The 13,062-nt window shown below is 70.0% G+C and carries 13 protein-coding genes; 6 read left to right on the plus strand and 7 right to left on the minus strand.

The window, feature by feature from the left end; all coding sequences use genetic code 11:
- Positions 1-30: 30 nt before the first annotated feature.
- Together ACFYVR_RS15250 and ACFYVR_RS15255 are read right to left on the minus strand one after the other, a co-directional pair.
- Positions 31-1,458 (minus strand): MFS transporter, encoded by a 1,428-nt coding sequence (locus tag ACFYVR_RS15250; protein ID WP_387474594.1) that lies wholly within the window; start codon positions 1,456-1,458, stop codon positions 31-33.
- A gap of 202 nt (positions 1,459-1,660) precedes the next feature.
- Entirely contained in the window at positions 1,661-2,938 is a 1,278-nt protein-coding gene (locus ACFYVR_RS15255) for an MFS transporter (RefSeq protein WP_387474440.1), read from the minus strand.
- Positions 2,939-3,086: 148 nt separating this feature from the next.
- On the opposite strand from ACFYVR_RS15255, the gene ACFYVR_RS15260 reads away from it, so the two are divergent.
- Genes ACFYVR_RS15260 through ACFYVR_RS15270 form a run of 3 tightly spaced genes read left to right on the plus strand, consistent with a single transcriptional unit; the run spans position 3,087 to position 5,305 of the window.
- The gene (locus ACFYVR_RS15260) at positions 3,087-3,788 is read left to right on the plus strand and encodes a FadR/GntR family transcriptional regulator (RefSeq protein WP_387474442.1); all 702 of its coding nucleotides are present in this window, start codon (positions 3,087-3,089) and stop codon (positions 3,786-3,788) included.
- Between the two features lie 19 nt (positions 3,789-3,807).
- The gene (locus ACFYVR_RS15265) at positions 3,808-4,275 is read left to right on the plus strand and encodes a GNAT family N-acetyltransferase (RefSeq protein WP_387474444.1); all 468 of its coding nucleotides are present in this window, start codon (positions 3,808-3,810) and stop codon (positions 4,273-4,275) included.
- A 7-nt stretch (positions 4,276-4,282) separates the two neighbouring features.
- Positions 4,283-5,305, plus strand: coding sequence for a pirin family protein (locus ACFYVR_RS15270; RefSeq protein ID WP_387474446.1), 1,023 nt, complete (start codon positions 4,283-4,285; stop codon positions 5,303-5,305).
- An 18-nt stretch (positions 5,306-5,323) separates the two neighbouring features.
- On the opposite strand, the gene ACFYVR_RS15275 is transcribed toward ACFYVR_RS15270, so the two are convergent.
- Together ACFYVR_RS15275 and moeZ are read right to left on the minus strand one after the other, a co-directional pair.
- On the minus strand, positions 5,324-6,172 hold the full coding sequence (locus tag ACFYVR_RS15275) for a TIGR02569 family protein (protein ID WP_387474448.1): 849 nt from the start codon (positions 6,170-6,172) through the stop codon (positions 5,324-5,326).
- Positions 6,173-6,252: 80 nt separating this feature from the next.
- The gene (moeZ, locus tag ACFYVR_RS15280) at positions 6,253-7,461 is read right to left on the minus strand and encodes an adenylyltransferase/sulfurtransferase MoeZ (RefSeq protein WP_387474449.1); all 1,209 of its coding nucleotides are present in this window, start codon (positions 7,459-7,461) and stop codon (positions 6,253-6,255) included.
- A 103-nt stretch (positions 7,462-7,564) separates the two neighbouring features.
- On the opposite strand from moeZ, the gene ACFYVR_RS15285 reads away from it, so the two are divergent.
- Positions 7,565-8,008, plus strand: coding sequence for an acyl-CoA thioesterase (locus ACFYVR_RS15285; RefSeq protein WP_387474451.1), 444 nt, complete (start codon positions 7,565-7,567; stop codon positions 8,006-8,008).
- 18 nt (positions 8,009-8,026) lie between these two features.
- On the opposite strand, the gene ACFYVR_RS15290 is transcribed toward ACFYVR_RS15285, so the two are convergent.
- Positions 8,027-8,968, minus strand: coding sequence for a DUF3152 domain-containing protein (locus tag ACFYVR_RS15290; RefSeq protein ID WP_387474596.1), 942 nt, complete (start codon positions 8,966-8,968; stop codon positions 8,027-8,029).
- Positions 8,969-9,394: 426 nt separating this feature from the next.
- On the opposite strand from ACFYVR_RS15290, the gene ACFYVR_RS15295 reads away from it, so the two are divergent.
- Entirely contained in the window at positions 9,395-10,039 is a 645-nt protein-coding gene (locus ACFYVR_RS15295; protein ID WP_387474453.1) for a TetR/AcrR family transcriptional regulator, read from the plus strand.
- A gap of 97 nt (positions 10,040-10,136) precedes the next feature.
- Here the strand turns inward: ACFYVR_RS15295 and ACFYVR_RS15300 are convergent, their stop codons facing one another.
- Together ACFYVR_RS15300 and ACFYVR_RS15305 are read right to left on the minus strand one after the other, a co-directional pair.
- Positions 10,137-10,364 (minus strand): DUF3107 domain-containing protein, encoded by a 228-nt coding sequence (locus tag ACFYVR_RS15300; protein ID WP_387474598.1) that lies wholly within the window; start codon positions 10,362-10,364, stop codon positions 10,137-10,139.
- 114 nt (positions 10,365-10,478) lie between these two features.
- Entirely contained in the window at positions 10,479-11,159 is a 681-nt protein-coding gene (locus ACFYVR_RS15305) for a ferritin-like fold-containing protein (protein WP_387474455.1), read from the minus strand.
- 303 nt (positions 11,160-11,462) lie between these two features.
- Here ACFYVR_RS15305 and ACFYVR_RS15310 point away from each other — a divergent pair, with 303 nt between their 5' ends.
- Positions 11,463-13,055, plus strand: coding sequence for a DEAD/DEAH box helicase (locus tag ACFYVR_RS15310; protein ID WP_387474457.1), 1,593 nt, complete (start codon positions 11,463-11,465; stop codon positions 13,053-13,055).
- The last annotated feature ends 7 nt before the right edge of the window (positions 13,056-13,062 follow it).

Raw genomic sequence — 13,062 nt, forward strand, 5'->3', positions numbered from 1 at the left:
GGCCGTTCCGTCCCGACCGGACCCGCCGGGTCAGTCCGTGACGAGGGCCGGGGACGCGGCACCTTCGGCGTGCGTGCGCTCCCTCGGGCGGCGCAGGAACACCACCCAGGTGACCGCCATGCAGGCGACGTAGAAGGCGAGGAACACCCAGAACGCCATCGTCGCGGACTTGGCGGCGCTGGTGTACGACGCGCGGAGCACCAGGTTGATGCCGACGCCACCGAGACCACCGATCGCGCCGGCGAAACCGATCAGCGCGCCGGACATGTTGCGCGACCACGTCGCCTTCTGCTCGGCGTCCAGGTGGTCGAGTCCCTGCGCCTTGGCCTCGAAGATCGACGGGATCATCTTGTAGACGGAGCCGTTGCCGAGCCCGGAGAGCAGGAACAGGGCAATGAAGCCGCCGACCAGCATCACCAGGACGCCGGTGCTCGCGGCGCCGGGCGTGGCGTCGTCGAGCATGCTCGCGGTGACCAGGGCACCGGCGGCGAGGGTCATCGCCGCGAAGGTGTACAGCGTGATCTTGCCGCCACCGATGCGGTCGGCGAGCTTGCCGCCGTACGGCCGAGCGATCGAGCCGAGCAGCGGACCGATGAACGCGATCTGTGCGGTGTGCAGCGCCGCCTGCGCCGGGGTGTCGCCGCCTGCGAGGAAGTTGATCTGCATGACCTGGCCGAACGCGAAGCTGTAGCCGATGAACGAGCCGAAGGTGCCGATGTAGAGGAAGGCGATGACCCAGGAGTCGCGGAACTTGAGGGTCTGGCCCATGGCCCGCAGGTCGGCCTTCTGGTTGCCGAGGTTGTCCATGAACAGCGCGGCGCCGATCGCGGCGACACCACAGAGCACGAGGTAGACCGCGCAGACGATCCATGCCTCGGTGTTGCCGACCGTGGCGATCACGAGCAGACCGATGAGCTGGACCACCGGAACACCGATGTTGCCGCCGCCGGCGTTGAGGCCGAGCGCCCAGCCCTTGAGGCGCTGCGGGTAGAAGGCGTTGATGTTGGTCATCGACGACGCGAAGTTGCCGCCGCCGACACCGGCGATCGCCGCGACCACGAGGAACGTGGTGTAGCTGAAGCCGGGGTTGAGCATCAGGTACAGGGCCCCGATCAGCGGAATCGTCAGGACCAGCGCGCTGAAGATCGTCCAGTTGCGGCCGCCGAACTTCGCGGTGGCGACGGTGTACGGGATCCGGAGGATCGAACCGACGAGGGTCGGGACCGCGACCAGGAAGAACTTGCCGGCGGCGTCGATGCCGTAGATGTCGGTCGGCATGAACAGGACCATGACGGACCAGATCGACCAGACCGAGAACCCGACGTGCTCGGCGATGACCGACCAGATCAGGTTGCGCTTGGCGACGTCCTTGCCGCCGGCCTCCCAGGCCTCGACGTCCTCTGCATCCCAGTGCGCGATGTAGTGCTTGGGAGTCGAGACTGGGGTCTCGACTCCCACGGCCGTTGCCGTGGCGTCGTCCGATCGTGTGGTCACCGAGCCTCCTCGTTGGATTGGGATGACCCAGAAACTACGAGGGGGATGTTGCCCCGGTGCTGCCGTCAGTGACCCGGCAATGAACTTGCTCTCACCTTGTTCCGGACCCGACTGTGAGAACCTTTCCGCAGGTGAACGGCACGTTACCGGATGTGATCCAGGTCTCTCACGAGCCGGTGGGGGCGCCCCAGGAGTCCTCGAGGAACCGTGGTTTGCACGCGACGTAGCCGGCCACCAGGATCACGCACACCGCCCCGACGAGGAGTGCGAACGGCCACGTCCAGCCACCGGTGGCGTCGTGCAGTACCCCGAACATCAGGGGTCCGATGCACGCGACCGCATAACCCAGCCCCTGCGTGAACCCGGACAGCGCGGCCGATCCGGCGGCCGAGCGGGTGCGCAGGTTGATCAGCGTGAGCGACATCGGGAAGGTACTGGGCCCGAGGCCGACCGCGACGATCCACAGCACGGGCGCCGCCATCGGCGCCCACAGCAGGCCCGCGAAACCGATCAGGTAGCAGACGACACAGGCGAGCACCAGCGGGTACGGGTTCGCGATCCGGATGCACAGCGCGGGTGCGCCGAGGGCGGCGATGAACCCGACCGCGCTGAACAGCGCGACCATCGAGCCGCCGAACGCGGCTCCGGCCCCAGCCTCCGTCAGGATCTTCGGGATCCAGGTCAGCATCGAGTAGGTGATCAGCGACGTCATGCCGAACATGCCGGCCATGCCCCACGCCACCGGCGAGCGCCACACCCGGCCCCCGGCCGCCGCGAGGGCCGCGGACCGGCGGCCGGGCGCATCGTCGACCTGAGCGTCGGCGTGACCGCGGCGTGACATCAGTACACCCAGCCACGGCAGCACCGCCGCGACGGGCAGGAGCGCCCACACGCCGAGCGAGACCCGCCAGCCGTACGACTCCGACAGCGGGACGGCGACCAGGGCGGGAAGCATGGTGCCGATCTGCACGCACAGGATGTAGACGGTGCTCACCAGACCGAGCCGGTCCGAGAAGTAGCGCTTGACCAGCGGAGGGATGACAACATTACCGATTCCCATGCCGCCGAGCGCCAGCGCCGAGAACGCCAGGAGCGCGGCGGTGCCGGACAACGCGGACCGGGCGACCAGGCCGGCGGCCGTCATCACCATGGCCGTCAACGCCACCCGCTCGAGCCCGAACCGGGCACCCAGGCGCGGGGTGAGGATGCCGAACAGCGCGAACATCGCGGTCGGGAGCATCCCGAAGATGCCGACGACCGCCGAACCGAAACCGACGTCGTTTCCGATGTCGTCGAAGAGCGGCGTCAGCGAGGTCACCGCGATACGCAGGGTGAGCGCCGAGAGGACGATCGCGGCGAGGACGGTGAGCCGGCCTGCGACGAGCGATCGCTTCGCCGAACCTGCCGCGACGGTCGTCTGCGGGGCCGTCTCCTGCACGGTCATCACTCACCTCGCTCGATGCACGGTTTCGTCCCGTGACGACGGGACCCGAAAAATCATAGGATGACTGGATGAATTAGGGCAACCAATATGCTGCATCACGTTCCCCGCAGGCGACAGGCGCCCGCGCGCCGGTCGGAGAAAGGTCATCGTGCAACCCGTACGACGCAGCACCCTGATCGCCCAGGTCACCGAACAGCTCCGCGCCGAGATCACCGCCGGACGCTGGGCGGTGGGAACCCGCATCCCGACCGAGCCCGCACTCGCCGAACTCACCGGAACGGGCCGCAACACCGTGCGCGAAGCGGTGCAGGCACTCGTGCACGCCGGGATGCTCGAACGCAGGCAGGGCTCGGGCACCTACGTGATCGCGGCGAGCGATCTCGGCGGGACACTGTCGAAGTACTTCGCCTCCGCCCACGAGCGGGACGTGCTCGAGCTCCGTCAGGCCCTCGACGTCACCGCCGCCGCCCTCGCCGCCCGCCGCCGCGACGACACGGACATCGACACGCTGCGCGCGCTGCTCGACCGCCGAAACGAGCTCTGGCGCAACCCCGAGACGGCGACGCCGCACGAGAAGCAGGCCGCGGTCGCGGCGGACCTCGACCTGCACCGCGCGATCGTCGCGGCCAGCCACAACGAGGTCTACCTGGAGTTCTACGACTCCCTGCTGCCCGCGATCGAGCAGACCGTCGCCCGCCATCCGGTCGATGCCGCCAACTCCTTCGAACCGCAGCACGAGGAACTGGTGCGCGCCGTCGTCGACGGCGACCCCGAGCGCGCCGCGACCGTGGCGCAGCAGTTCCTCACGGAGCTGATCTGGTTGCGCCGGCCCGAGGCACCCACGTCCTGACGGCCCTACGATCGACAGGGTGCCGACCATCCGTCATGCGCCGCTCGACCAGGTCGACCCGGTCACGCTGTACCGGATCATGAGCCTGCGGACCGCGGTGTTCGTCCACGAGCAGGGCATCGTGAGCGAGCCGGAACTCGACGGCCGCGACCTCGAGCCGACCACCACGCTGTTCTGGGCGGAACGCGACGACGAGGTGCTCGCGACGCTGCGGGTACTCACCGACGGTCCCGTCGCCCACATCGGGCGCGTGGCCACCGCCGTCCCGGCCCGCGGGCAGGGGGTCGCCGGGGCGCTGATCGAGGCCGCCCTCGCCACGTGCGGCGGCGACGTCGAGATCTCCGCGCAGGCCCATCTCGAGTCCTGGTACGGCCGGTTCGGCTTCGTGCGCACCGGCCCCGGTTACGTCGAGGCGGGCATCGACCACGTCCCGATGCGACTGGTCCGCGCCGCGGCCCGGGAATCAACCGACCCGACAACTAGTTGAATTTTTCATGACCGTGAGCGATCCCGTACTGCAGACGTTCCGCCTCGGCTCGCCGTGGCAGACCGTCGACCCGTTCCTGTTCGTCGCCTACCACCTCGACGCGTACCCGGAGGGCACCGCGGACCTCGGGCCCGACGCCTCGCTCGCCGGACGACCGCTCGGCCAGGACTTCGGTAACCCCGCGGGCTGGAACATGTACCACGGACGCACCGTTCCCGGCTTCCCCCAGCACCCGCACCGCGGATTCGAGACCGTGACCTACGTGCGGCAGGGCGTCGTCGACCACGCCGACTCCCTCGGCGCGACCGCCCGCTACGGCGACGGCGACACCCAGTGGCTGACCACCGGCCGCGGCGTCTCGCACTCGGAGATGTTCCCCCTGCTCGACCGGGAGCGCCCCAACCCCCTCGAACTGTTCCAGATCTGGCTGAACCTGCCCGCCGCGTCGAAGACCGCCGACCCGCACTTCTCGATGTTCTGGAGCGAGCGGACCCCCCGTGTGACCCGGCGCGACTCGGCGGGCCGCACCACCGAGGTGACCGTGATCGCCGGAACGCTCGACGACACCGACCCGCCGTCTGCGCCGCCCGAGTCCTGGGCGTCGACCGAGAGCGCCGACCTGGCGATCTGGCACCTCGAGTTGGACGCCGACGCCGAGTTCGAGCTGCCCGCGGCGACCGGGCCGGAGACGCACCGGGTGCTGTACGTGTACGAGGGGTCGTCGGTCCGCGTCGCCGATTCCGAGGTGGGCACCGGCACCGGTGTGCTGGTCGACGCGTCCGCGCCGGTGACGCTGACCGCCGGAGCGGGCGGCATCAAGATCCTGCTGCTGCAGGGTCGCCCGATCGGGGAGCCCGTCGCGCAGCACGGCCCCTTCGTGATGAACGACGCCACCGGACTGCAGCAGGCGTTCGACGACTACCGCCGCACCGCGTTCGGTGGCTGGCCGTGGCCCGCGGACGACCCCGTCCACGCCGCCGACTCCGGACGATTCGCCCGCCACCCGGACGGCCACGTCGACACCCCCTGACGACCCGACCTCAGCCGCTCACAGCATGAGTCGGATGAGGTCGGCCGTGCGCACCAGGCCGGGGAGGGCCTCGGCCGTCGACCGCGGGTGCAGTGCGTGGACGGCGAGCCGGAACATCAACGCCCGCAGCAGCATCTGCGGCCACTCCGGCAGGTCCTCCCAGCGGCCGACCAGTTCCTCGTCCGCCCCGCCCCACGACAGTGCGTCGACCACGACGACGCCCGCCGCCCACGCCGCCGGACGCCAGTAGGGCGTGATGTCGGTGATACCCGGCGCATCCGACCCCGAGAACAGCACCGTGCCGAACAGGTCACCGTGGACGAGCTGGTCTGGGCTGTGCACCGGCTTGCGCAGGGTCGCGAGCTGCCCGATGAGCTCGATGCTCGTGCGGCCGTCCGCGGACGTCGGCTCGAACTGTCCCTTCACACCCCGCAGCGGTACCTGCTCCCACGCCGCACGATCGGCCGCCACGAACACGTCCACGTCCGCCCACGGCAGCACCGGCGGCTGCACCAGGAACCGCGGCCGCTCCAGCGCCGCAGTGGCGGCATGAAGCCTCAGCGACAGCGAGACCACCTCGTCGTGCCGCGGTTCCGGCGTACCGCCGATGAAGGTGTCGGCGCGCCACCCCGACACGACGTACCGGCCGTCGGTCGCCCGGACCGGACGGGCGAGTCGGACGCCGCCGGGGTCGAGCGTCTCGCGCACCTTCGCCGACCAGGCCGCCCGCGCATGATCGGCGACCGGCGACAGCACGACGTCGTCACAGCGCCATCCGCCCTCCCAGTCCGGTCCGAGCGGGACCGGTGTGGTCTCCCGCAGACCGAAGGTGGACCGCACGTGGGTGGGAGGTTCGACGGAGCTCACGCGCCCAACTTACCGCCGAGTCGTGTCCGACCGGCGCAGACGCGCCCTGTGTGATCTTCCGAACCGAGGTCGGTCTCCGCCTAGTACGTGGGCAGGCTCGGGTCGACCTGGTTCGCCCACGCCACGATGCCGCCCTGCAGGTGGGTGGCGTCTGCGAATCCGGCGCTCTTGAGCGCGGCGAGCACCTCCGCCGACCGGATCCCCGTCTTGCAGTACAGGGTGATCGGCCGGTCCTGCGGCAGGTCGGCGAGCGCGTCGCCGGACAGGATGCGGTCCTTCGGGATCAGCGTCGCCCCGGGCAGGTGCACGATGTCCCACTCGACCGGCTCCCGGACGTCGATCAGCGCGATGTCGCCGCCCGCGGCCAGCCGCTCGGCGAGCTCCGGCGCGGTCAGCGTCGACCCCGAGGCCGCGGCGACCGCGTCCTCCGAGACCACTCCGCAGAAGGCGTCGTAGTCGATCAGCTCGGTGACCGGAACCCGGCCCGGGTCGCGGCGCAGCCGGATCGTCCGATAGTTCATCGCGAGCGCGTCGTAGATCATCAACCGCCCGAGCAACGGTTCGCCGATCCCCGTGATCAGTTTGATCGCCTCGGTCGCCATCACCGACCCGATCGACGCGCACAGCACCCCCAGCACACCACCCTCGGCGCACGACGGGACCATGCCCGGCGGCGGCGCCTCCGGGTACAGATCCCGGTAGTTCAGGCCGCGCCCGTCCGGAGCGGCCTCCCAGAACACCGACACCTGACCCTCGAACCGGTAGATCGACCCCCACACGTACGGCTTGCCCGCGAGGATCGCCGCGTCGTTGACGAGGTAGCGGGTGGCGAAGTTGTCGGTGCCGTCGAGGACGAGGTCGTACTGCGAGAAGAGGTCGACGGCATTGCCGTTGTCGAGCCGGACCTCGTGCAGTCGCACCTCGACACGGTCGTTGATCTCGAGGATGGAGTCGCGGGCACTGCGGGCCTTCGGACGGCCGACGTCGGCACGGCCGTGGATCACCTGACGCTGCAGGTTCGACTCCTCGACGTCGTCGAACTCCACGATGCCGATCGTCCCGACACCCGCGGCGGCGAGATACAGCAGCGTCGGCGAGCCGAGACCGCCCGCGCCGATCACCAGGACCCGCGCGTTCTTGATCCGCTTCTGCCCGGTGATCCCGATGTTCGGAATGATCAGGTGCCTGCTGTACCGGGCCACCTCCTCGCGGGTCAGCTCGGCGGCCGGCTCCACGAGCGGCGGCAGTGCACCGGTCGAGGCGGCTGAGGTCGGGGCGGGTGTCGGCATGTGATCCATTGTCCCCGCGCGTGACGCCGCCACGCCGCGGGACCCTCCGATACCGTCCGGGGCGCCGATCCACCTTTCCCGCCACCTTGTCCCGAGGAGCACGATGACCCCGCTCGACCCGACCGACCCCGCCGTCCATCGCACCCGGATCGCGGTCCGCTGGTCCGACATGGACGCGTTCAAGCACATCAACCACGCCCGGATGGTGACGCTGCTCGAGGAGGCGCGGGTCGACTGGCTGGCCTCGGTGGACCCCGACGTCGCGGCGATGCTGCGCAATTCGGTCGTCGCGCACCTCGAGGTGCGGTATCGCACACCGCTCACCCACGCGGACAACCCGTTGGAGGTGTCGATGTGGCTGGACCGGGTACGCAGCGCCGACCTGACCGTCCGCTACGAGGTGCGGGCCGCGGGGGCGGATCCGACGGCCCGTCCCGCCGTGGAGGCCTCGACGCAGCTCGCCCTGGGCGATCCGTACACCCAGACGCTGCGTCGCCTCACGACGGAGCAGCGCGCCCGGCTGGCACCGTGGGTGCGACCGTCCTGACCCCGGTGCCCCGCCCGGTCAGGCCCGCGGGTAGGGCCACGGGTTGAAGCGGCACGTCTTGCCGTCCATCGGCACGACGCCCTCGGGGTCGAGCTCGGCGATGTCGTTGTTCGCGGTACCGAACGTCTGCTGCATCATCACCGGTGCCAGCCCGCCCTCCACCTCGCACGGCTGATGCGCCTGGTAGCCGATCGCGTGGCCGACCTCGTGGTTGACCATGTACTGCCGGTACGAACCGATGTCGCCCTGGTACGCGACCGCCCCGCGAACCCAGCGCGGCTCGTTGAGAACCACCCGGTCGATGCCCGGGTTGTAGCAGGACACCTCCAACTGGATGTCGTAGCCGCACGCCTGCCGGACCGTCATCTGCGACGTGAGCGAGATCCGGAACGTCGGTTCCCCGGAGTCGATCCGCTGGAACGCGAACCGCGGGTCCTGCGTCCAGCTCTTCGGGTTGGCCAGGGTCTGGTCGACCATCCGGGCGAAGGACTCGTCGCCACCGAAGCCCGCGGTGTCGACGCCGCCCTCGACCTCGACCGTGTACGTGAAGACCTGTTCGGTGCCCTGACCGACCTTCGGGCCCGTGCCGGGGACGACACGCCAGGTCGCCGCGCCGGTCTCGGTGAAGGAACCACCGTCGGGCAGTGCGCCGGACGGGATAGTCGCGGCGAAGTTGCCGTCGCCCTGCGGGGGCACCCCGATCACGCCGGTACCGTCCGCCGTGTTGCTGCGGGCTCCGAACCCCGGATCACCGAGGGTCTCCGAGTCGGACCCGCCCCCGCGGACGGCGTCGACGATCACCAGGATCGTCACCACGACCAGGATCGGGATCGCGTAGGCGCGCCATCCGTAGGTCGAGACGAACCTGCCGAGCCTGCTCTGCTTGCGGACCTGACGTTCCGGGCGCGGACCACGGGGGCGGCCCGTGTCCTCCCCGATCGGGTCCCACTGCGCCCGCAGCGGCTGGTGCGAGCCGCGCTCACGCTCCGCCGTGCCACCCGGGTCGGCCCGGCGACCTGTGCCGGCAGTGCGGTCGGGGTCTTCCAGCCGCAACGGGTGTTCATCCCGCACTCGCGGTCCTCCGCCTCGATCCGTCACGGGACCAGAGTCTCACAAGTGCGGGCTCGTCCCGCCCGACACCACCGGTCCGGGACCGCCCGCCGTCCCCGATAGTCGGGCCGTGACCTGCGATGGGACGACATTTACGTGCACTGGACATCGCGCTGTGACAGTGACCTGGAATACTCGACGGGAACGGCATGCGTCATTTCACGGATGACCGGATGCTCGTTCCGTATTGTTCGATCACTTTGTGCACCCGGTGCCGTGAGCCACCTCACCCCCAGCACGAGGCACGGACGGTGAAAACGCAAGATTGGGAGCACGATGACTGAACTCGCGGATCGTTCCGCAGCGAACGGCCGGCAGCCGACCAAGCGCAGCACCCGCCTGCCCCGGGACGCCCGCCGGCTCCAACTCCTCCAGGCCGCGAGCGAGGTGTTCGTCAGCCGCGGCTACCACTCCGCAGGCATGGACGAGATCGCCGAGTGCGCGGGCGTGAGCAAACCCGTCCTCTACCAGCACTTCCCCGGCAAGCTCGACCTCTACCTCGCCGTACTGCAGAGTTACGTCGACAGCCTGATCTCGGGCGTGCGCCAGGCGTTGCGGTCGACCACCGACAACCGTCAGCGGGTGCGCGCCGCGGTGCAGGCCTTCTTCGACTTCGTCGACAACGACAGCCAGGGCTACCGACTGGTCTTCGAGTCGGACCTGATGGGCGACCCCCAGGTGCTGGCCCGCGTCGACCGCGCCACCGAAGCCTGCGTGGACGCGGTCTTCGACCTGGTCGCCCACGACTCCGGGCTCGACCCCTACCGGGCGCGCATCCTCGCGGTCGGGCTGGTGGGCACCAGCCAGTTCACCGCCCGCTACTGGCTGCAGGCGAGCCGGCCCATCCCCAAGGAGGAAGCGGTGGACACCACCGTCGCGCTCGCATGGGGTGGCCTCTCGCACGTGCCGATGCACCCGTGACGGCGCGCGACTGACCGAGCACGACCGACAGAGCACACGAAAACGGGGCGCGGAACCATCCGCGCCCCGTTTTCGTGTGTTCGGGTTCTCCCGACCGTCAGCTGGCGAAACCGACCTTGCGGCTGTCCGACGGACCGATCTCCACGTAGGCGACCTTCGCGGCCTGGATCAGGAACTTGCGGCCCTTGTCGTCGGTGAGGGCGAGGACTCCGGACGCGTCCGAACCGATCGCCGCGGACACGAGGTCGGTCACCTCTTCCGGGGTCTGCGCGCTGCTGATGACCAGCTCGCGCGGGCTGTCAGAAATGCCGATCTTGACCTCCACGGCCAACCTCCGAATTGTCGTGCCATCACTACCGTTGCCCAGGCTAGTGCAGCGGGTGACGCGAACACCCGATCACCGGTGTGCTGACAGCGAACACGCCGCCGGCGCCCCGGCTCAGACCAGGCCGAGGACCGCCATCCGCTCCGCGTGCCGCTGCTGCATCCGGTCGAACAGCGCCGCGACCCCGTTGAGGTCGCCGGTGGTGGTGAGCATCAGCTCCGTCAGCGCCTCCCGCTGCGCCATCACGTACTGCGCCTGGGTGATCGCCTCCCCCAGCAGCCGCCTGCCCCACAGCATCAGGCGGTCCTTCTCCTTGGTGCTCGCCGCGACGGCGGCACTGACCTCGTGCACCACGAACTCCGAGTGCCCGGTCTCCGCGAGCACCTCCCGGACGACGGCGCCGACGGACGGATCCAGCGCACCGGCGATCTCCCGGTAGAAGTCGGCGGCGATGCCGTCACCGACATGCGCCTTGACCAGCGATTCGAGCCAGGTCGACGGGTGGGTGGACGCGTGGTAGTCGTCGAGCGGCTGCACGAAGGGGGTCATCGCCTCGTAGACGTCGAGGCCGCGGTCGGCGAGCGCCGTCTCGAGCGTCTCGAAGTGGCGCATCTCGGCGCCGGCCATCCGGGCCAGCGCGACCCGGCCGGCCAGCGTGGGGGCCATCCGGGCGTCCTCGGCGAGGCGGTAGAAGGCGGAGATCTCGCCGTACGCCAGGACGGCGAACAGCTCACTCACACCGGGGTGATCGGCGGCGACGACGGACGACAGCGAATCGGCGGAATTGGCTCCCATGCCTCGACAGCCTAGACGCGTACCTGCGAACACCGGCGTGGCAGCTACCATGGTTGCGGGACGCCGCCTCGGATCGACCGATTCGGGTATTCGAGCGTATGTGGCGGCCCACGGAAAATGTGCGCGCACCTGATCCGCAGGTCCGTTCCCGCGCCGCGCCGAGACAACCGTCTCCGCGCAGGAAGCAGGAGGCGAGACCTCGGACGAGGGCACCCGACGAGAGTCGGACTTGGGTACGGCCCGGACGAAGAGCCGCGGCACCGCCCACCGGCCGGCAATCGGCCTGGCCCCGCTCGTGCGCGCGTGCCGACGAGGAAGGCCGGAGCACTGAGCAAGATCACGATCGACCACGAAGACGACGCGAGCGAGAACACGCTGTCCGCTCAGCTCGACGAGACCCACACCCCACCCACCTTCGCCGAGCTCGGCGTCCGCGACGAGATCGTCCGGGCACTGGCCGAGATCGGCATCGAACGCACCTTCGCGATCCAGGAGCTGACGCTGCCGCTCGCGCTGGCGGGCGACGACCTGATCGGTCAGGCACGCACCGGCATGGGCAAGACGTTCGGCTTCGGCGTGCCGCTGCTGCACCGGGTCGCCACCGCCGACTCCGGTACCGCCCCGCTCGACGGGACACCGCGGGCACTGGTCATCGTCCCCACCCGTGAGCTGTGCATCCAGGTCACCCAGGACCTGGTCAATGCGGGCAAGCACCTGAAGGGCAGCGAGGACCGCAAGCTCGAGGTGCTCTCGATCTACGGCGGCCGGCCCTACGAGACCCAGATCGAGGCGCTGCAGAAGGGCGTCGACGTGGTCGTCGGCACGCCCGGCCGTCTGCTGGACCTGGCGAAGCAGGGGCACCTGATCCTCGGCAAGATCGGCGTCCTGGTGCTGGACGAGGCCGACGAGATGCTCGACCTCGGCTTCCTGCCGGACATCGAGCGGATCCTGCAGATGGTGCCCGACGCCCGCCAGACCATGCTGTTCTCGGCGACCATGCCCGGCCCGATCATCACCCTGGCCCGGACGTTCCTGACCCGGCCGACGCACATCCGCGCCGAGGAGCCGGAATCGTCGGCGGTCCACGATCGCACCGCCCAGCACATCTACCGGGCCCACGCCCTGGACAAGGCCGAGATGGTCGCGCGGATCCTGCAGGCCGAGGGCCGGGGCGCGACGATGATCTTCACCCGCACCAAGCGCACCGCCCAGAAGGTCGCGGACGATCTGAACGAGCGCGGTTTCTCGGTCGGCGCCGTGCACGGCGACCTCGGGCAGATCGCCCGGGAGAAGGCCCTCAAGTCGTTCCGCTCCGGCAAGGTCGACGTCCTCGTCGCCACGGACGTCGCGGCCCGCGGCATCGACATCGACGACGTCACCCACGTCATCAACTACCAGTGCCCGGAGGACGAGAAGACGTACGTCCACCGGATCGGCCGCACCGGCCGCGCGGGCCGCACCGGCACCGCCGTCACCCTCGTCGACTGGGACGACGTGCCGCGCTGGCAGCTGATCGACAAGGCTCTCGACCTCGGCATCGCCGAGCCGATCGAGACGTACTCGAGCTCCGAGCACCTCTACTCCGACCTCGGCATCCCCACCGGCGTGAAGGGCACCATCCGCCGCCCGAAGCCCGAACGGGCGCAGGAGGTTTCGAGCGAGGGCTCGGATTCGGCGGAGCGTCCGCGGCGGACCCGCACCCGCAAGCGCACCCGCGGTGGTCGCATCGCGGAGTCCACCACCGCACCGGCGGACACCTCGCCGGAAACCGTTGCACCGGAACCCACTTCACCCACCGGTGAGACCGCCCCGGCGCGACGTCGCCGCCGGCGTCGGCGTCCGGCGGCCGGTTCCGCCGCGCCCGCTGCCTCCGCGTCCCCTTCGCCCGCGGAGTAACCGACAA

This window comes from Rhodococcus sp. NPDC003318 (genome assembly GCF_042879035.1).
GTDB lineage: Bacteria > Actinomycetota > Actinomycetes > Mycobacteriales > Mycobacteriaceae > Rhodococcus_G.

What these genes read in the sequence shown, in the direction of transcription:
- ACFYVR_RS15285 (WP_387474451.1), top strand. Translation starts at nt 7,565, where the DNA reads ATGACCCCGCTCGACCCGACCGACCCCGCCGTCCATCGCACCCGGATC.
- ACFYVR_RS15255 (WP_387474440.1), bottom strand. Translation starts at nt 2,938, where the DNA reads ATGACCGTGCAGGAGACGGCCCCGCAGACGACCGTCGCGGCAGGTTCG.
- ACFYVR_RS15305 (WP_387474455.1), bottom strand. Translation starts at nt 11,159, where the DNA reads ATGGGAGCCAATTCCGCCGATTCGCTGTCGTCCGTCGTCGCCGCCGAT.
- ACFYVR_RS15295 (WP_387474453.1), top strand. Translation starts at nt 9,395, where the DNA reads ATGACTGAACTCGCGGATCGTTCCGCAGCGAACGGCCGGCAGCCGACC.
- ACFYVR_RS15270 (WP_387474446.1), top strand. Translation starts at nt 4,283, where the DNA reads ATGACCGTGAGCGATCCCGTACTGCAGACGTTCCGCCTCGGCTCGCCG.
- moeZ (WP_387474449.1), bottom strand. Translation starts at nt 7,461, where the DNA reads ATGCCGACACCCGCCCCGACCTCAGCCGCCTCGACCGGTGCACTGCCG.